The organism is Phenylobacterium sp., assembly GCF_036495085.1.
Taxonomy (GTDB): domain Bacteria; phylum Pseudomonadota; class Alphaproteobacteria; order Caulobacterales; family Caulobacteraceae; genus Phenylobacterium.
The window spans coordinates 1-18380 of sequence record NZ_DASXNL010000017.1 but is presented as its reverse complement, the minus strand read 5'-3'; the positions used below and the strand labels follow the sequence as shown (position 1 = coordinate 18380).

The 18380-nt window shown below is 66.1% G+C and carries 16 protein-coding genes and 1 pseudogene; 9 read left to right on the top strand and 8 right to left on the bottom strand.

Annotated features, from left to right (window positions below):
- Positions 1-170 precede the first annotated feature (170 nt).
- Entirely contained in the window at positions 171-1259 is a 1089-nt protein-coding gene (locus VGI62_RS02595; RefSeq protein WP_331502831.1) for an alpha/beta hydrolase, read from the bottom strand.
- A 226-nt stretch (positions 1260-1485) separates the two neighbouring features.
- Between VGI62_RS02595 and VGI62_RS02590 the strand changes: the two genes are divergently transcribed.
- The 5 genes from VGI62_RS02590 to VGI62_RS02570 all read left to right on the top strand — a co-directional run bounded on the left by VGI62_RS02590 (position 1486) and on the right by VGI62_RS02570 (position 6987).
- A complete protein-coding gene (locus VGI62_RS02590) occupies positions 1486-2097 on the top strand; it encodes a (2Fe-2S)-binding protein (RefSeq protein ID WP_331502830.1) in 612 nt (203 codons plus the stop codon).
- The gene (locus VGI62_RS02585) at positions 2097-3089 is read left to right on the top strand and encodes a xanthine dehydrogenase family protein subunit M (protein ID WP_331502829.1); all 993 of its coding nucleotides are present in this window, start codon (positions 2097-2099) and stop codon (positions 3087-3089) included. The genes VGI62_RS02590 and VGI62_RS02585 overlap by 1 nt, the downstream gene beginning before the upstream one ends.
- A 1-nt stretch (position 3090) precedes the next feature.
- Positions 3091-5364: a xanthine dehydrogenase family protein molybdopterin-binding subunit gene (locus tag VGI62_RS02580; protein ID WP_331502828.1), complete on the top strand. Its 2274-nt coding sequence runs from the start codon at positions 3091-3093 to the stop codon at positions 5362-5364.
- 125 nt (positions 5365-5489) lie between these two features.
- Positions 5490-6149: a hemerythrin domain-containing protein gene (locus VGI62_RS02575; RefSeq protein ID WP_331502827.1), complete on the top strand. Its 660-nt coding sequence runs from the start codon at positions 5490-5492 to the stop codon at positions 6147-6149.
- A 220-nt stretch (positions 6150-6369) separates the two neighbouring features.
- Positions 6370-6987, top strand: coding sequence for a ParB-like protein (locus tag VGI62_RS02570; protein WP_331502826.1), 618 nt, complete (start codon positions 6370-6372; stop codon positions 6985-6987).
- 217 nt (positions 6988-7204) lie between these two features.
- Here the strand turns inward: VGI62_RS02570 and VGI62_RS02565 are convergent, their stop codons facing one another.
- From VGI62_RS02565 to VGI62_RS02545, 5 genes are all read right to left on the bottom strand, one after another.
- Complete coding sequence (locus VGI62_RS02565; RefSeq protein WP_331502825.1) at positions 7205-7927, bottom strand: PEP-CTERM sorting domain-containing protein; 723 nt, start codon at positions 7925-7927, stop codon at positions 7205-7207.
- A 512-nt stretch (positions 7928-8439) separates the two neighbouring features.
- The gene (locus tag VGI62_RS02560) at positions 8440-9873 is read right to left on the bottom strand and encodes a phage tail sheath family protein (RefSeq protein WP_331502824.1); all 1434 of its coding nucleotides are present in this window, start codon (positions 9871-9873) and stop codon (positions 8440-8442) included.
- 124 nt (positions 9874-9997) lie between these two features.
- Positions 9998-10288, bottom strand: coding sequence for a hypothetical protein (locus VGI62_RS02555; RefSeq protein ID WP_331502823.1), 291 nt, complete (start codon positions 10286-10288; stop codon positions 9998-10000).
- Positions 10289-10487: 199 nt separating this feature from the next.
- A complete protein-coding gene (locus VGI62_RS02550; RefSeq protein WP_331502822.1) occupies positions 10488-12269 on the bottom strand; it encodes an SLC13 family permease in 1782 nt (593 codons plus the stop codon).
- A 105-nt stretch (positions 12270-12374) separates the two neighbouring features.
- The gene (locus VGI62_RS02545) at positions 12375-12644 is read right to left on the bottom strand and encodes a DUF6429 family protein (protein ID WP_331502821.1); all 270 of its coding nucleotides are present in this window, start codon (positions 12642-12644) and stop codon (positions 12375-12377) included.
- A 258-nt stretch (positions 12645-12902) separates the two neighbouring features.
- On the opposite strand from VGI62_RS02545, the gene VGI62_RS02540 reads away from it, so the two are divergent.
- Together VGI62_RS02540 and VGI62_RS02535 are read left to right on the top strand one after the other, a co-directional pair.
- Positions 12903-13535: a type II toxin-antitoxin system HicB family antitoxin gene (locus VGI62_RS02540; protein WP_331502820.1), complete on the top strand. Its 633-nt coding sequence runs from the start codon at positions 12903-12905 to the stop codon at positions 13533-13535.
- A gap of 65 nt (positions 13536-13600) precedes the next feature.
- A complete protein-coding gene (locus VGI62_RS02535; RefSeq protein ID WP_331502819.1) occupies positions 13601-14026 on the top strand; it encodes a DUF4112 domain-containing protein in 426 nt (141 codons plus the stop codon).
- A gap of 244 nt (positions 14027-14270) precedes the next feature.
- Here VGI62_RS02535 and VGI62_RS02530 read toward each other — a convergent pair whose 3' ends face one another.
- Entirely contained in the window at positions 14271-15314 is a 1044-nt protein-coding gene (locus VGI62_RS02530) for a hypothetical protein (protein ID WP_331502818.1), read from the bottom strand.
- A 208-nt stretch (positions 15315-15522) separates the two neighbouring features.
- Here VGI62_RS02530 and VGI62_RS02525 point away from each other — a divergent pair, with 208 nt between their 5' ends.
- Together VGI62_RS02525 and VGI62_RS02520 are read left to right on the top strand one after the other, a co-directional pair.
- A complete protein-coding gene (locus VGI62_RS02525) occupies positions 15523-16497 on the top strand; it encodes a hypothetical protein (RefSeq protein ID WP_331502817.1) in 975 nt (324 codons plus the stop codon).
- 190 nt (positions 16498-16687) lie between these two features.
- A complete protein-coding gene (locus VGI62_RS02520) occupies positions 16688-17812 on the top strand; it encodes a ferritin-like domain-containing protein (RefSeq protein WP_331502816.1) in 1125 nt (374 codons plus the stop codon).
- Between the two features lie 63 nt (positions 17813-17875).
- Here the strand turns inward: VGI62_RS02520 and VGI62_RS02515 are convergent.
- Positions 17876-18380, bottom strand: a pseudogene (locus VGI62_RS02515) (bifunctional NADH-specific enoyl-ACP reductase/trans-2-enoyl-CoA reductase); the annotation flags it as partial.

The following is an 18380-nucleotide window of genomic DNA, read 5'->3' as shown; positions in this document are numbered from 1 at the left end:
ACCTGCCGCTAACCCATGGCCGCCGTCAGTCGGCCAAGGACGTGAGATGTCATTCGCGGTAGATGTCCCGCTGACAAGCTGGCTTTACCGGTGAATTTGCTCTGACGGCCGGGTCTCCTCCCGCTGATTGCGAGGCCCGCGCCCTAGGGTTCGCCAGTCACCGCGCGCAGCTATGCCGGCGTTAGCTCAGGCTGCCGGGAGTCCTGGGTCTGTGACAAAGCGCTCGAGAGGCGAGCGAAACGCGCCAGGTCCGCTGCGGCGTCCCGGCTGATTTCCGGACACGCGATCGAGAAGATCTCCGTGCCATGGATGGTGCCCATCACCTGCCGGCACCGCGCCGAGACCCCGGCGCGTACAAGCAGGCGGTAGAAATTCACCCCCTCGTCCCGCAAGGGATCGCACTCGTTTACACTGATCACCGTGGGCGGGAGGCCTTTCACGTCGGCCTCGACGGCGAAGCCCGGCCACGCCAGCGGGTCGCGCCGCTCCAGGGCTTCGATACCGTAGGCCATCGCGCCGCGGTTGTTGTGCAGGTCGAGCAGGATGCCGTTGTTCTCGATCGACGAGGGATTGTCGGGGTTCGGCCAGGCGCCGGCGATATAGGGGCAGAAGGCGTAGAGACCCTGGATCAGGCCGATGTCGCCGTCGCGAAGCAGTTTCAGCCCCGTCGCCAGGGTGAGATTGCCGCCCCCGCTCTCACCGGCGACGACGATGTGGGCGGCGTCGACTCCGAGGGCGGCGGCGTTAGCAGCCACCCATCTCACACCGGAGACGCAGTCGTTCAGTCCCGCCGGGAACGGCAGTACTTCGGGCGCGGAGGACGGACGCAGGGCATTGCGGAAGTCCACCATCACCACGGCCACGCCCTGGCTGGCGATGATACGGCCCCAGGCCTGATACAGGCCGTTGAAGCACGACATGGACTGCATTCCGCCGCCGTGGAGGTAGACGACGCACGGCAGCGTTCCTGCGCCCTGCGGGCGGATGACCGCGACCCCGATTGTGTTGCCGTCCGGCGCCGAGACGAAGCTGTCGCGGCGGATGGAGAGACCGGCCGATGGAGCGTTCGCCTCGTTGTCGCAAGCGTCGAACAGGCCGGACATCGCCGCCTCGGCCGCCAGCGCATCGGGGGTGTTGGCTTGGGCGATCAGCGCCTCGCGGCTGTCGATATCGCCAACGGGCGGTCGGTCGGGCCAGGCGCCGAACAGGGCTTTCAGGCGAGGATCGATACGTGGATCGGCAGCGAGCTTCGAGGTCATGGCGGCGGTCTCCGGGCGAGCCCGAAGGTTGGCACGAACGCGACCCACGAGCTAGGGCCGGCGCGGGTCCAGGTGGGCGCCAGGCGCGAGGTCCGCCTGCTGGATAGGACCCGTTGTCCGCGGCGGAACCTTCAATGACCTGTCGAATTGTCCCGTTCCGACGGAGGCAGGAACCGCAGCTTCAGGAATGGGGTTTCCCAGCCCTCGCGAGGTGGATGAGCTTGGCATGGCGATGGTCAGGAACGAAGGCGCGGGGCCCAGTCGCCGTGGACTTCTGGCCGGCCTGACAGGCGCTGCGAGCGCCTTGCCGATCGTCGCGGGCGCGGCGCACGCCGCCGAGCCGAGACCAGCGACGCATGATCGGCCCACCCTGGATCTGAGCCTCAACGTCAACGGAAGGCCGCGGCGGCTCGCGCTCGATCCGCGAACCACCCTGCTGGACGCCCTGCGCGATCAGCTGGGGCTCACCGGCGCCAAGAAGGGCTGCGACCAGGGTCAGTGCGGCGCCTGCACCGTGCTGATCGACGGGACGCGAGTGCTCTCGTGCCTGACCCTTGCGGCCACCGTCCAGGGACGCCCGGTCATCACCATCGAAGGCCTTGCGCAAGGCGAGGCGCTGCATCCGATGCAGACCGCCTTCATCGAGCATGACGCCTTCCAGTGCGGCTACTGCACGCCCGGTCAGATCCTATCGGCCGTCGCCTGCGTCAATGAGGGCCACGCATCAACTGACGCCGAGGTGCGCGAGTTCATGAGCGGCAACATCTGTCGCTGCGGCGCCTACCCAAGGATCGTCTCCGCGATCGGCGGTGCGGCCTCGAAGATGAGGCGGTCTTGATGCGCCCGTTCCGCTATGAGCACGTCGTCGACCGCGACCAGGCGCTGAGGGCAGGAGCGGGCGCCAACGCCAGCTACCTCGCCGGCGGCACGACCCTTGTCGATCTCATGAAGCTGGATGTCCTTCGACCCGAACGCGTGGTGGACATCAACGCGCTCAGCGCCGACCACGGCCAGATCCGCGCCGGCGCCGATGGGCTCTACCTGGGCGCGCTGGCGAGGATGGCGCAGGCCGCTGGGCATCCCGCGGTCCGCCGCGATTATCCGGTGATCGCCCAGAGCCTCGAACTGGCGGCCAGTCCGCAAATCCGCAACATGGCGAGCCTCGGCGGCAACGTGCTGCAGAAGACGCGCTGTCCCTACTATCGCGACGTTTCCTGGAACGCCTGCAACAAGCGCGTGCCTGGTTCCGGTTGTGCGGCGATCGGTGGCGTGAACCGCCGCCTTGCGGTGCTTGGGACCAGCGCCAGCTGTATCGCCAACTACCCGGGTGACTTCGCCGTCGCCCTGGCGGCGCTCGGCGCCACTGTCGATATCGAAGGACCGGGCGGTCGGCGCGTGGTCGCCATTGAGGACCTGCACCGTCTGCCCGGGGAGGCGCCGCACCTCGAAACCAGCCTGGCGCCCGGCGATCTGATCACCGGGTTCGCCGTGCCTGCGGGACCCTGGACGCGCAATTCGCTCTATCTGAAGGTCCGCGACCGCCAGTCCTATGAGTTCGCTCTGGCCTCGGCCGCCGTCGCCGTCGATCTCGATGGCAAGACGGTTCGCCAGGCGCGCATCGGGCTGGGCGGCGTAGCGACGAGGCCCTGGCGGGCGCACGCGGCCGAGGCCGCCCTGCAGGGCAAGCCGCTGGACGAGGCCACGGCCCGCGCCGCCGCCGAGGCCGCGTTCGATGGAGCCGTCAGCCATGGCGGCAACGCCTTCAAGGTTGAGCTCGGCAGGCGGACACTCGTTCGCGCGCTGCTGCAAGCTTCAGCGCTGGAGGCCTGAGATGCCTGATGACGCCGGCGGCGCCCCCCACTCCGTCCTCGGCCGGCCGCACGTGCGCCTGGACGGGCGTGCAAAGGTCACCGGCCAGGCGCGCTATCCCTCAGACGAGCCTTTGCCCAATGCCGCCTGGGCCTGCCTCGTCACCAGCGCGATCGCCCGCGGGCGGATCCGCGGATTCCGGCTGGATGCGGCGAACGCCGTGCCCGGTGTCCTGCTCATTCTCACGCACGAGAATGTCGGGGGCGCCGTGAAGTCCCCGGCCGGCCCGGACGGCAAGGCCACCACCACGACGCTCGAGAGCGACAGCGTCGGTCACGACGGCCAGATCATCGCAGTGGTGGTGGCCGAGACGTTCGAGGCCGCGAGGGAAGCCGCATTCAAGGTGGCCGTTGACTATGACGAGGCCCAGCCGGGCGCCACTTTCGACAGCCCCGGCGTCACCTTGGAGGATCTGAAGCCCGACGAGACCCATAGCTATCCGTCGAAGGGCGACGCCGCCGCGGCATTCGCCGCCGCGCCGGTCAAGCTGGACGCCCACTACTCGACGCCGCCGCAGCACCACAATCCGATGGAGCTCTTTACGACGACCTGCGTCTGGGATGGCCCGAAGCTCACCATCCATGAGCCGACGCAGAACATGTGGGGCCTGAAGAACGCCGTGGCCAAGCAGCTCGGCGTCGACCCGGCCAACGTTCGGACAATCTCGCGCTATTGCGGCGGGGGCTTTGGCTCCAAAGGCTCGCCGACGTCGCGGACGGCCTGGATCGCGCTGGCGGCGAAGCGGTTGAACCGACCGGTCAAGCTGGTCCCGACGCGCGACCAGGGGTTCACGATCGCCACCTATCGCGCGGAGACGCGTCACCACATGAAGCTGGGCGCCGATCGGTCCGGAAGGCTCGTTTCCTTCAGCCATGAGGGAGTGGAGGTCACCTCCCGGCCCTCCGGCTACAACGTCTCAGGCGTGGTTACCACCGCGCGCATGTATGCCTGTCCGAACATCGCCACGCGGGTCAGCGTAGTCCACGCCGACCGCAATACCCCGGGCTTCATGCGCGCGCCGCCGGACACGCCGTACATGTTCCCTCTGGAAGTGGCGATGGACGAGCTTGCCATCGAGCTCGGCCTCGATCCGATCGAACTACGCCGCATCAATGACACCCAGAGTGACCCCGTGGACGGCAAGCCGTTCTCCAGCCGCTCGCTGATGAAGTGCTTCGACGCCGCGGCTGCGAGGTTTGGGTGGGACAAGCGCAACCCGAAGCCCGGCTCAATGCGCGATGGCGACTGGCGGGTGGGCTTCGGCTGCGCGACATCCTGCTACCCGTCGAACATTGGTCCGGCCGCCGCGCGGCTCGCGCTGACCCCGGCGGGCAAGGCGACGATTCAGATGGCCGGCCACGAGATCGGCACCGGGGCCTACACGGTGGTCGCGATCGTCGTCGCCGACGGTCTCGGGATCGCGGTCGAGGACGTCACGGTGATGCTTGGCGACAGCGAACTGCCGCCCGTCCCGGGCGCGGGCGGGTCGAACAACGCAGCTTCCACCGCCCACGTCGCGGCGAAGGCCTGCGAGGCGGCGCGCGAGCGCCTCGTCGCCGCTGCGGTGCGCGAAGGCGCCGGTGTCTTCGCCGGCGCGGATCCGACGGGTCTTCGATTGGCGGGCGGCGCACTGGTAGGGCCGGGTGGGAAGTCCGAGTCCCTGGCGACCGCCGTCTCTCGGATCGGCGGGGTGTTGGAGATCCACGCCGAGAACCTACCCGACGGCCTGCCGGCGGACGCTCTCGCCGGCCTTTACCAGGGCAAGATGAGCATGTCGCGCGGAACCGGGCGCAAGGATGTGACCGCCTATGCCTTCGGCGCACATCTGGTCGAAGTGCGCGTGCACGACCGAACGCGTGAGATCCGCACGCCTCGCGTCGTCTCGGCCTTTGCCGCTGGGACGATCATCAATCCGCTAACGGCCTACAGCCAATATATGGGGGGCGCGGTCTGGGGAATCTCCTCAGCCCTTCACGAGGCGACCGAGATCGACCCGCGCCACGCGCGCTACGTGAACCACAACCTGGCGGACTATCTAGTGCCGGTGAACGCCGACATCGAGCAGCTGGACGTCATCTTGGTGCCGGAAGCGGACAGCCGCGTGAACCCCCTCGGGATCAAGGGCATCGGCGAGATCGGCATCGTCGGCATGAACGCTGCGGTCGCCAACGCCGTCTTCCACGCGACCGGCAAGCGGATCCGCGACCTGCCGATCCGGATCGAAGATCTTTTGTAGACACACAATCCCGGCGGAACCGCGAGGCGGCGCCACGGGGCATGCGGTGCAGTCGGTGTGCCGCAGACGCCCCCCTTGGCGGGAGCCACGAGCCGAAGGGCGGGCATCGGCTAGGAGGGGCCGCCATGGCTGCGCTCGGCCTCGTCACGCCTTCAGTCGGGACCAATCAGCGCCAGGCTTCGGTCGGGCTGTCGACCCAGGAACGCTTGTTAATTCCAGCTGTTAGGCACACCAGAGATCGGAGAAACAAGCCCATGGCCGTCACCCAGACCAAAACCTCCTCGAGCCGCGCCCGCTCCGGTCGCAGGCGTCGTACGAGTCGCCCCGACCCGCTTGCCATCAACCTGCTGAAAAAGGACCACCGCCAGGTCGAGGGGTGGTTCGACGAGTACGAGCAACTCGAGGACGACACCGAAAAGCTGGAACTCTTCAAAAAGATCGCTTTGGCCCTGAAGGTCCACACCACGATCGAAGAAGAAATCTTCTATCCCGAGGAGCGCGGCGACGTCGAGGAGGACACCCTGGACGAGGCTTATGTCGAACACGCCGGCGCCAAGCGGCTTATCGCCGAGATCGAGGGCATGCGCCCGGGCGATGAGTTCTACGATGCCAAGGTCAAGGTCCTGGGCGAGTACATCAAACACCACGTCCGGGAAGAGGAACAGCCGGGCGGCATCTTCGCTCAGGCGAAAAAGGGCGACGAGGATCTCGACGCCATGGGCGAGCGGTTAGCCGCTCGCAAAGAGGAATTGATGGCGGAGTTGGGCGGCCAAAAGCCCAACTGAGGATTTGCCGCGACCGTGAACCGGAGCTTCGCGTTCGCAGGCTCCGAAAAGCCCCCGGTGGGACCCACCGGGGGGCTCTGCATCGGACTCGCAGCAGGGCGGCGACGGGACCTGCGCCGGCGCGACGGTCAAGGACCCACTTGGGCTCCAGGAGCCGACGCGAATATGCGCGCGTTTCCAATCTTACAGAGGGCGATCACCGCGGCGAGGAAGATCGCAAATGCGTGAGCAACTTCATATCGGCGTCCCACTCGCAGAGTTGCGTCCGACACAGATGACGGTTGGCTTTCGCGAGGTTGAGATCAAGCGACGCCAGTGGCGTGAGGCGAACGACGACAAGCGGGTTGAGCTTCTCCGACGGCATGTCGTTCCCGCCGTCATCGGTCCCAAAGGGCGCCACTACATTGTCGACCACCACCACTTCACAAAAGCGCTGCTGGAAGAGAAGGCGTCGGTGGTGGCCGTCTACGTTGTCGCCGACCTCGAAGATCTGGCGAAGGACGAGTTTTGGGCGTTCCTCGACAACAATGACTGGTGTCACGCCTACGACGCCGACGGCAAGCGCTGCGCGCTGTCGGACATTCCGAAGAGCATGTCAGACCTCACCGACGATCCATTCCGAAGCCTGGTCGGCGAACTGATCCGCGCTGGTGGATGCGCCAAAACCAGCGCGCCCTTCTTTGAATTTCTGTGGGGAGATTTCATGCGTCGCCGTATCAAAAGGGCGCTCGTGGAGAAAGATTTCGGCACGGCTCTGGTGAAGGCGCTGGACCTCGCGAAGAGCACCGACGCCAAGAGCCTGCCCGGTTGGTCGGGCGCCGATCCGACCGCGAAGTAAACGCCCCCCGCTCCGACCGAACGAACCGGGCACTCCATGTCCGCCGCGGCCGGGGCGATTCCAGCCGATCCAACGCGGTCGCCGGGCCTGGCCGCGCCGCCCAAAATTGAGGGATTTGCGGGTTCGGTTCGATCCACGGGGGGACCCCGTCGAGGCCTCTCCCGAACCCGCGCTTACGAACGCCTCCGGCTCGTCGACCTGGGGCGAAAAACCGGCGCTAGGCGCAAGCCTGCCCGGCCCGCGAGCGAGCGCGCCTGAGGTTCCAGCCTAAGCCGCCGAAGCCCGCCAGAAGGAGGGCCCAGGTCGAGGGCTCCGGAACACGCGCTGAGGCGCTCACGCCATCGAACTGATAGTCGAGCCGCCGTACGCCGTCCGTCACCCCAACCCCATAGGTCAGACCCAAGACGGGCTCGGCGCCATCACCCCACAGGTCGACGGTCAGGCCGCCCTCCACGGTGAAGGCCGCGCCGAACACGTCCAGGAACGTGCCGCTGAACGGATATGCGCAGTCGATGGGCGAACCGGCGGTGAAGAACAGGTTGTTGTAGGTGAGGGCGCCGGGAGCAGGCAAAGAGTAGTTGACGAAGCTTAGGCTGGTCGGAACCAGGGGGTCGAATGTCGGATCACGCTCGTTGGCGGGATGGATCGGCACAAGCCCGGTGATGGCGGCGTTTGAGATCCCGAGGTTGGTGTCCGAGAACGTCCCTGTAACCCCGGTGATAGCCCATGCGCCTGGCGGATCCGCTCGACACGCATTATTGCCCGCCGTGCCGCACAGGGGATTGGGATCAGGCGGCGAGACGTTGGGGGTGATCGTGAAGACCCCACTTCCGCTGAACGCACCGCCGCTGAAAGAGAAGATCGCCGTGGCGGCCTGCGCCGGCAGCCCGGAAACTGACGCTGCGAGCAACGCGCCGACCGCAATTAGCAACGATTTCATCACATGCACCCCATTTGCTGCAAAGCTCAATGATCAGAGACGAATTATGCGAAGGCAGGTCGCTGTGTCGGGGAGACGCCGTCAGGCTTGCCATCAGCGCGGCCGCCGCCCCGGCTATGGCCGAAAGCAAGAAAGCGCCCGCGCCTGTGAGTAAGTAAAGATTGGAACTTCGGATTCTCCCCCGCACGCACACCAAACGCCAGACCGAAGAAGAGCAATACACGCCGATTAAAGGCAAGCAATTTAAAGGCTGCTGTGCAGCTTACTAATATTGGGTCGCATTCCCGACATATCCTGTCGTCGGTCGCCACGACGGTTGATCAAAGAATTCTGGAACGAAAATGGAGGGGATTTTCTTAGCCCTTTCAGCTCGTGGCTGACGCTAGGTGAAGCCTATGCCTGGAAGGCTGATCGCCTGCGCCGGCAAAACTCAAGTTCCGGGGAGAGCTGCTAAGTATCCGGCTGATCTGGGAATCCGCGGAGTCCCGGCAGTCCGCCCGCGCCGGGACCGGTCAGGGCGCAGCCATCTTCTGCGAGAAGCGCAGAATGATGAATTCGGCGGGACGCACCGGCGCCATGCCGATCTCCACGATCATGCGGCCTTCCAGAATGTCGAGCGCGGTCATGGTCTTGCCGAGTCCCACGGCGACGTAGAAGGCGTCTTGCAGCTTGACCCCCTGTAAGGCGCCCTGTCGCCAGAGCGTCGTCAGGAAGGTCTCGATCATGCCCTGCACCCTAATCCAGGTGTTGGCGTCGTTCGGTTCGAAGACGAACTGCGTGGTCGCCTTCGTCACCGACGCCTCGACGAAGATGAAGAACCGCCTGACGCTGATATAGCGCCACTCGTTGTCGTTGCCCGCGAGCGTGCGCGCGCCCCACACCAGGGCGCCGTCACCGGGGAACGAACGGATCGCGTTGACCGATTTGCCGCCCGCGAGGTCCACGTTCATCTGGTCCTGTTCGGTGTCGCTGACCGGGATGGTGGGTTCGGTAACGGCAGCGACGTTGACGTTGGCCGGCGCCTTCCAGACGCCGCGATTGATGTCGACCGTGGCGTAGACGCCGGCCATGGCCGCCGAGGGCGGCAGGATGCACGGCAGATCGGCGATGGACGCCTTGGCCATGGCGAAGATCGCGTTCTCCGTCGCCTCCAGGGTGGCCAGGCCCACGGGAGGGGCGAGCACGCCATCCGTTTCGATGGCCACTTGCGTCATTGTCGCGTCGAAGGAGAATTCCAGCGTCGTTTCGATGTTGGGGGCGTAGGCGGCGCCGTACTTCAGGTTGTCGGCGCCGAGGCCCCTCGTCCGGAAATTGGTGATCGCCTTCACGAGATCGGCGGCGGGATCGGACATGGCCTCGGTGTCGCCGTGCACGTCCATGACGACGAACCGGTCCATCAGGTCGGCGCACTGCTGCAGGGCGGCGTCCTGCAGCGTCCTGAATTTGTCGATCGCAAGGCCCTGGGCCTCGGGGAATACGATGAGGGTGGGCTCGTCCTGCTTCCTCGCAGCGTCGAGGCCGGCGCTGAGCTCGGCTTCGTCAAGCGGCGAGCCGAGCGCCTTGTAGGGGCCGACGGACACGACGTAGCAGGGGCCGCCGCCGTTGGCGAAGAAGGTCTGTAGCGCATAGTAAACGATGTGCTTGGAGCGGGCCTGTTGCGTCAGGCTGGACACCGCCTTCTGCGGGGTGACGATGTCGCCGACGGTGGTGACAGTGACGGCGACGGTGATCGCCGCCTCAGGCTGGGGCAGGCCGAAGTATGTCTCGTATTCGACCATTGAACTGATGCGCGTCGGCTTCAGATGCAGGTCGTTCAGCTGAAGGTCTTCGGCCTTCTCGGTATAGCCGATGAAGGCCGGGACCGCGGTTTCGACCGGCGTCACCGACGGAGGTAAATTCGGTATGCCTTCGACATGCAGGCCCGGGGTCTTGTCGCCGGTGACCATGGAGCGCCCTCTCACCTGCGGGGTCGGATATCCCAACGAACCGGCATGCAATCTAGCACCGAGCCCTTCGCCGAGGTCCTGCAGTTCGAGAATCCAACGCCGCGGAGCCCCGCTGAGCGCCGTTTCATTTGAGGGCGGCGATGTCCGCGCGCTCCGCTTCCCGAACGGCCGCTGATACGTTGAGCCTCGTGTAGAGGTGAAGGCCCTTGGTTTCAGCCGCAGATCGCCGAAAAGCGGCGGTTGCGTTCGATAGGTCGTTCGTGGCCGCAATCGTCTCGACGATGACGCCGCCCTGAGGGGTCATGCGAAGCAGTGCGTAATTTCCAGCCATGGGCGTGCTCACTACGCCGTTCGGCGCGAGCCGGAAGCGGTAGGTGGCCCCCGAGGCGCCCTCAAGATCGACGAAGTCCCTCACGCAAGACTCTCCGGAAACACGTTGGCTGCGATGATCTAATTCTCGCCGCCTGCTGCGTCGACAGTATGGCTTCTGCGCCTTCGCAATACACCGCGGACTGGCTTTATCTGGAACCACCTTTTTGTCACCGCTTGCTCAGCGCCCGAAGTCGGCCCGGTGCGGCGCATGGAAGGCTCGTGGCGTGGCGCGGCGCCTCCGTTCATGGATTCAACGGCCATATCCGCGAGATCAGCAGCGTTCCGACCAACAACACCAAGACACTGAGCGGAGCGCCAAGCCGAGGGTAGTCGGAGAATTTGTAACCTCCAGGCCCCATAACCATGGTGTTGCACTGGTGTCCGATGGGCGTGAGGAAGTCGCTGGCGGCGCCGACGGCGACGGCCATCAGGAAGGCGTCAGGATTGAGGCCCAACTGGTGGGCCAGCGACGCGGCGATGGGCCCCATGACCAGCACGGTCGGGGCGTTGTGCATGAAGGGCGCACTGACCATGGCCAGCAGCATTGTGATCCCGAGCGCCACCAGCGCGGGGGCGGCCGTAAGAACATGCGATAGCCACCCGGCCACAAGATCGGCCCCGCCGGTCGAATGGATGGCCTCGCCCACCGGGATGAGGGCCGCGATCAGCACCAGGACCGGACCGTCCAGGGCCGCGTAGGCCTCGCGCATCCGCAGTCCTCCAATCGCCACCATCGCCACAGCCCCACCGAAGAAAGCGACAGCCACCGGCGCAACGTGGAAGGCGATCGCCAGCATCACCGTGGCAAGGATCGCGACGGGGGCCAGGACGCGACGGATTCCGCCCAAGCGCATCTCGCGTTCGGCGAGGGGCAACAGGCCAAGCGCCCTGACGGCCCCAGGAAGCGTGCGCTCGCCTCCCTGCAAGAGGACGATGTCACCGGTGCGGAAGCGGACCGATCGCAGGGTCTGGCTGAGGCGATAGCCGCTACGGCTCACGGCCAGCAGGTTCACCCCGTGCTCGCCGTGCAGGTTGAGGCGCTGCGCGGACTCCCCCACGAGACTGGAGCCGTCGGCGACCACAGCCTCGACGAGCCGGATCTCTTCCGTAGGCTCTTGGGTGGCGACCGGACGATCAGAGCGTGTGAGCTTGAGCTTCGCCCGCGCAATCAGGTCCTCCAGCACATTCTGGCTGCCTTCCAGCAGGAGACGATCGCCCGGGCGCACGTGAAGATTGGCGTGCGGCGAGGGACGCCGCTTGCCGCCGCGGATGATGGCCATGACCGCGACGTCGCCTTCGGCCAGGGCCTGCAGGTCGGCGACCCGCGGCTTGTCCGCGATCCAGTCCTCTGGGACCTCCACCTCGGTCACATAGGCGTTGGCGGCGAGCACCGCATCCATGGTCTCCGTAGCGGCCCGCGCGGTCGGCAGGACACGGTAGGCGAAGGCCAGGAAGACGACGCCGAGGGCGGTGAGACTGAGGCCGACGGGCGCAAAGTCGTACATGCCGAACGGCTTGCCGAACAACTCCGTGCGGACCTGGCTGACGATTATGTTCGGCGAGGTTCCGACCAGGGTTACAAGCCCGCCGAATAGAGACGCGAACGACATCGGCATTAGCAGTCGCGAGGGCGAAGAGCCCGTGCGGCGCGCGGTTTGCAGGGCGATGGGCATGAGGATGGCGAGCGCGCCGACGTTCTTGGTGGCCATCGACAGGACGGCCGTGGCGGCGACGAACACCGGCGCCTGGGTTCTCTCGCTCTTCAAATGCGGCGCGATGGGTCTGAGCATTGCCTCGATCACGCCTGAGCGCGCGAAGCCGGCGCTGACGACAAGAGCGCAGGCGATGATCAGGACGACGTCATTGGAGAAGCCCTCGAACGCCTTCCGCGAAGGGGTCAGGCCCAGCAGCACCGAGGCCAGGAGCGCGACCAGCGAGATGACGTCGTAGCGGAAGCGACCCCAGATAAAGAAGCCGATGGTGACGAGCACCAGACCGAAGGCTAGGGCCTGCTGGTGTGACACGCGGCTTACTCCGATCCCTAGGCTCCGGAAACGCCTCGGAGAGGCGAAAGCTGCGCCATCTTCCGGCAATCGCCGAAGCTGCCGCCTCCGGGCTTATGCCTTGGCTTATGCGCCCCGTTCGGGGCGCCTGAAGAGCTGATCGAACACGACCTCGGCGCGCTTAACGCCCTCCTCGGTCAGCCACACCGACTTGGCTTTGTTGACCGGATCGTAGATCAGCTCCTTCTCGTGCAGCCGCCCCATTACGCCCCAGTCGAAAGACTTCCAGGCCCGCAACGCCCCGCTGGACGGATGCCGCTGAAAAGCGCCCAGAAAGAGCAGCGCCAAAGCGGCGTCGTCGATTAGGTCGGTGTCCACAGGCGGTTTGGAATCCATGGCGGGCCTCCTCCTGAAATTCTGCACCCGGCCACGACCGTCGCTACCTCTGGCTGCCCATACGGAGCTGACTGGCGGCGAGCGCCAGACCCCATAAGTCGGTGTCTGATTTGGAATGACCAGGCGTCTGGCGAGGCTCGCCGCCCTCGGTGCGTTCCGCGCGATGCGAAAAAACAAAACCGAAGAACATTGTTCCATGGTGTAGCTTGTTTTTGCGCAAAAATACACAAATCTAGGGCCCCAGAGGGAGTTGCCCGCATGAACACGCTCCATTTCGTCGCCCTTGTCCGAGGAGACCAGGCCACCGGCTACACGGCGTCGTTCCCCGATCTGCCGGAGTGTTCGGCCCACGGTCGCGATGTCGCGGAACTGGTTGTCGAGGCGCGGCGTGCGGCCCTCGATTGCCTCCAGGCCCTGGCCAACGCCGGCGAAGCGTGGCCGATAGCGACCACCGTCGAGCGGGTCGCGGTCGAGCCGGGAGTATTCGTCGTACTTATCGAGGTGGCGGTCGACGACCCGCCGATCCGCGTGAACGTCTCGCTGGGCGAGCGCCTGGTCCAGCGGCTCGACGCTGCGGCGGAGGCCCGCGGGATGACCCGCTCCGGGTTCATCGCCCAGTCAGTGCGGATGAATCTCGGGGAGCAGCCGCGGAACGACTTCGAAGGCTCCGGTCGCAAGCTGCAGGATGAGTTCACCACCCTGGCCCGCAAGATCAATGAAGCCATCGGCCCCAACTCGACCTTCGAAAAGCGCATGGCCGGCCTCGACGACCGTCTTTATGACGGCGTCCGGCGGGCCGCCGATAGCGTTTCGGCCGCGATGAGCCGCCGCCGGGAGGGCCCGCGGGCCGCGGCCGACCCCGGTCCGCGCGCGCCCGACGCGAGCGAATAGACCGCCCGTTTCAATCCCAACCTGGTCTCATGCCGGCGCCGCCGGCCTAACCCTGGAATCTCCCGATGACCCATTCCGAGGCTGAGCTTCGTTCGATCCGCGACAGCGTCGCCCTGGTGGGCCGCCTGTCGGACAGCTTGGTGCATATCGGCCCCTTCAGCGTGGGTATCGACGGCGTGTTGAGCTGGGTCCCAGGCCTGGGCGACGTCTACAGCGCCTTGGCCGGGGGTTTCATCGTGGTGCAGGGCGCGCGCGCCGGCGTGCCCGCTCCGATCCTCGCGGGCGCGGCCTTGCTGATCGGCTGCCGGACCTTGGTGGGCGCTGCGCCCATCGCAGGCTCGGCCTTCGCGGACTTCTTCACGGCGCACAAGTGGGCCTCCCTCATGATCGTGCGGGCGATCGACAAGCGCCTGGACGCGGCGGCGGGCCAACCGGTTTCGAGGGCTCCCATCCGGCGAGGCGAGGCGGCCGCCGGGATGGCGCGGGCCTGACTATCGAACAGCCGTGATCTGCTTGCTCGGGGCGATCTCTGCCAAGCGTCTACACAGCCGGGATTGCGAATTATCGCTCCCGACACCTGCCGGAGCGATGCTGGGTTCTGTCCGACAAGGGGACCAACTGGACGCTCGCCGATTTATGGACGGCCGGTCGGATCGGCGTCACGGTTAAGGCGGGCGATCACGGGACCACTCCGGCGATGGCGGACTCTTTCGAGACATTGGAGGCGGTAACCGATCACTTTCCGCCTTTGTTGGCCGCTTCCTGGAGCCGGGCGCCGCGAAGGATGCCTTCCATCGCGTAGTTTCCCTCGTGGCAAGCGTATTCGTAGATCTGCCCTTTCGCGGGTTTGAAGGAATACTCGCCCGACCAGGCTTGCGTGTAGTGCACGGGATCCTCGACCGTGAACTGATAGAGCAGCTCGTTCTTGGAGATCCGGGTGAACCGTTCGGTCACCGTGCCCTGCGCCGATACAGGCGTCAGGGTCCGCCCCTCCTGGATGGGGTTCACGTTCTTCGTCTCGGTAACCAGCGTGTCGCCTTCCCACCAGGCCACCGTGTCGCCCAGCCAGGGCCGGATCGTGGCCGGCTGGTGGGACGCGCGTGCCTTTTCGGCGGAGGCGAAGATCGGGGCGATCCGGACGTCGTGGTTCATCTCCAGGTCGATCACGAAATAGCCCGGAGTGACGAAGAAGCTGTAGTTGTTGTTATAGATCGCGTTGAGCATGACCGGCCCACCGGCGTCACTCTGGGCGATCAGGCAACGCTCGCGGAGCGGAAGGTCCTCCGGCCCAACGTAGGCGCCTTTGCCAGATTGATACTCGGCCCCGTCGCGGTTCATCAGGGCCAGGCTTTTCGCGCGATTGCGGAACGGCATCTTCCCGTCGGCTGGACTGGTGATGAAGGAGGATCGCGCCTCCCCGCGAACGCGCATCAGCCCGTCGCCGGAATCGATCCAGTACGAATTGTATCCGGCCGTGGCGTCCTCATCCTTGAAGGCGCCCTTACTGAGATCCGAGCGCCCGTTCGCCGCTGCGAGACGTGCGCTCGTCGCCTTCGCCACCGCATCCGCCTGTTCCTTCGAAACGACGAGCTGGGAAAAGCTTGCTGGTCGCTCAAGCCGCGTGACGGTTGCGTTCGTCCAGACCCCCTCGAAATTGCGCGCCAGGGCCTTGGGAACAGCGGGTTGAGATGCGGAAGCCTGGCTCTGTGACTGGGCGTACGCCGGACCGGCGAAAAGCACGGCCAGCATTGCGGCCGCAGAAATAGCGCCTCTTGTCATCGCATCGTCTCCTGGACCCCACCCGCATTCGCGCTTCGCCAGCACTTTGGCGCGTTGAGTTCTCCAACTTCAAGGCGCTGCCGCAATGACCATCGCCGCGATGGCGGCGCGGCCTTGCGCGCGAGCTTGAGCCCGGTGAAGGTATTCGCAGCAGCGGAGGGAACGGTGTTTCCGACACGACGGCGCCGGTCGCTGCGATGGGGGCGTTATGCGTTGGCTCATGGGGGCTCTGTCGAGCCTCGCGGCGATGGCGGCCGCGGGGTCGGTGTTCTGCGCGGAGCGGGCGTATCATCCGCCGCGCAACGCATTCGGCCAACCGGACATCGCTGGTGTGTGGAGCAACGCGACCTTCACCTTCCTGGAGCGGCCCCTTTACGTCCCGCGCGTGGTGCTCACGCCGGAGGAGGCCGCCAAGGGCGAGGCCCGGATGCGCGCAGGCACACCGCTGCCCGATGGCGTGGACGTCGGGCAGGGCGACAGCGAACGGGCCACGTTTGACATGGGCGACGGATATGCGCGGGTGCGTGGCGAAATCCGCAGCGCCATGATCGTCGATCCGGCGGACGGACGATTGCCCTTCCGGCCCGAGGTTCTGAAGCGCCTGGGGCTCGACGTCCCTCCGGACCCGCTTGCCCACTGGGACAATCCCGAGGAGCGCAGCGTCACTGAACGGTGCATCGGCGGTGAGAGCGCGCTGCCGCCGGTCCTGCCGAGCCCCGACAGCAACTATGTCCAGATCCTCCAGACCCGCGATCACGTCGCCCTGTACTCCGAGAAGTACCACGAGCTTCGCGTGGTCCGCCTGAACGACCGGCGCCATGCCGACCCAGCGGTCACGTCGTGGGAGGGTGACGAGGTCGGCTGGTGGGAGGGTGACACCCTGGTAGTCGAGACCACCAACTTTTCGGCGGCGTCCCTGGTGCGCTATCAACGCCTGCGCATTTCTGCGGGCGCGAAGGTCGTCGAGCGCTTCACCCGCACATCGGCCGGCGAGCTGATGTACGAATTCACAGTCAGCGACCCCGCGCTCTATACCCAGACTTGGCGCGCCGAGCTCCCCTTCAAGGCCAGCACCGCCCGCATCCTGGAAGACGCCTGCCACGAGGGAAACTATTCGCTCGCTGGCGTCCTGGCCGGCGCGCGCGAAGAAGAGCGCCGCGCGAGGTCCGGTCCGGGTCGATGATACCTGTGCGGGCGATCCCTGGAGGTCGCGTTTCGGGGAGCGGGGCGTAGGTCCGACAGTGGCGCGCGACAGACGTGCGCCGAGTTCGGGTCGGGGAACGCGCCCCTGGAGGTGGCACGCTTCCGGCCACCAAATAATTTGCGTAGTATAACTGCGCTCTCTGGGCGGAGATCTCGACAGGAGGTGCGGCATGGCCTTGGCTGATGACAGCAAGCGCCGGTTCCAGGACTACTACGTGCTGGCCACGGAGGGTTCACGCTGGACCATCGACCAGGACTTCCGGGCGTGTTTCGACTGGACCTATGACGACGGCCGCGCCGCCATGATCGGCCTCTACGAGAAGGGTAAGCAGATGCAGTGGGATGCGCAGACGCGCATCGACTGGTCTCAGGAACTGGACCCCCTCAACCCGCAGGGCATGCCAGACCAGTCTCTGCCGATCCACATGGCCCCCTGCTTCCTGAAGATGAGCGAGGCCGAGAAGGGCGAGGTGCGGCGTAACTTCCAGGCCTGGCAACTGTCGCAGTTCATGCAGGGCGAGCAGGGCGCGCTGATCTGCGCGGCCAAGATCGTGACCCAGGTTCCCGACGCCGACGCCAAGTTCTACGCGGCCACCCAGACCATTGATGAAGCGCGCCACGTCGAGAGCTACAAGGCGCTGCTGCGCAAGTTCGACGCCGTCTACCCGATGACCGCGCCGTTGGCCGAACTGATCGACCAGACCCTGCGTGATTCACGCTGGGACATGACCTACCTCGGCATGCAGGTGGTGATTGAGGGCCTGGCGCTGGCGGCCTTCGCCACGATCCGGGACAACGCCAAGAACGAGCTCTGCGCCCAGGTGAACGCCTATGTGATGCAGGACGAGTCACGGCACGTCGCGTTCGGGCGGCTGGCGCTGCGCGACTACTACCCGGAGCTCACCCAGAAGGAGCGCGACGAGCGCGAGGAGTTCCTTCTGGAAGCTTCGCACCTGATGCGCGACCGCTTCGACGCGGTGGAGCTCTGGCAGCACCTGGGGCTGCCGATCGAAGAGTGCGCCCAGGCGATGTACGAAAGCGGCTTCATGGAACAGTTCCGCAATTCGTTGTTCAGCCGCATCGTGCCGATCGTAAAGGATGTGGGCCTTTGGGGCGACACAGTCCGCAATGGCTACGAGCAGATGGGCGTGATCGGCTACGCCAAGACCGACGTCCAGGCGCTGCAGGACGAGGACGAGCACATCGCCCGCCAGCACGACGCCCGCCGCGCCGAGATCCAACGTGTGATCGAACGCGCTCGGTCCGGTGAGGGCGAAGCCGTCGCGGCCGAGTAAACAACCGGGCAGGTTGGGGAGCCCGCCTCCGGCCCGCGCTCTAAGCAGGCCTTGAGCGACGTTCTAGCCGAAGGCGCTCGTCAGCGGGTCGACATCCTTTTCGTAGTCAACCTCAGCCAGGCCAAAGCCGAAAAGGCGGAGAAAGTCGCGTCGGTAGCCTGGAAGGTCGGCGAGCTCGGCCAGGGTCTCGGTCGTCACCCGCGGCCAACGCCGGAGGACCTCCGCCTGCACGGGCTCGGAGAGTTCCAGGTCGTCCAGGCGAAGCCGTCCGGCGTCGTCGAGGGCCGGCTGCGGCAACACTTCCCGGAACATTCGGCTGATCTGCTCCAGGCAGCCCTCGTGCAGCCCCATCTCCTTCATCACGCGGAACAGCACCGTCCCGTACAGCGGCACCACGGGAATAGCCGAGCTGGCCTGGGTCACGACGGCCTTGAGCGAGACCACCCGGGCGGCTGACTCGCCCCATCGTGCGCGCATTGCCCCGGCGGCGCGGTCCAGGTCCTCCTTGGCCTGGCCCAGAGTCGCGCGCCAATAGATCGGCCAGGTCAGTTCGGAGCCGATATAGGTG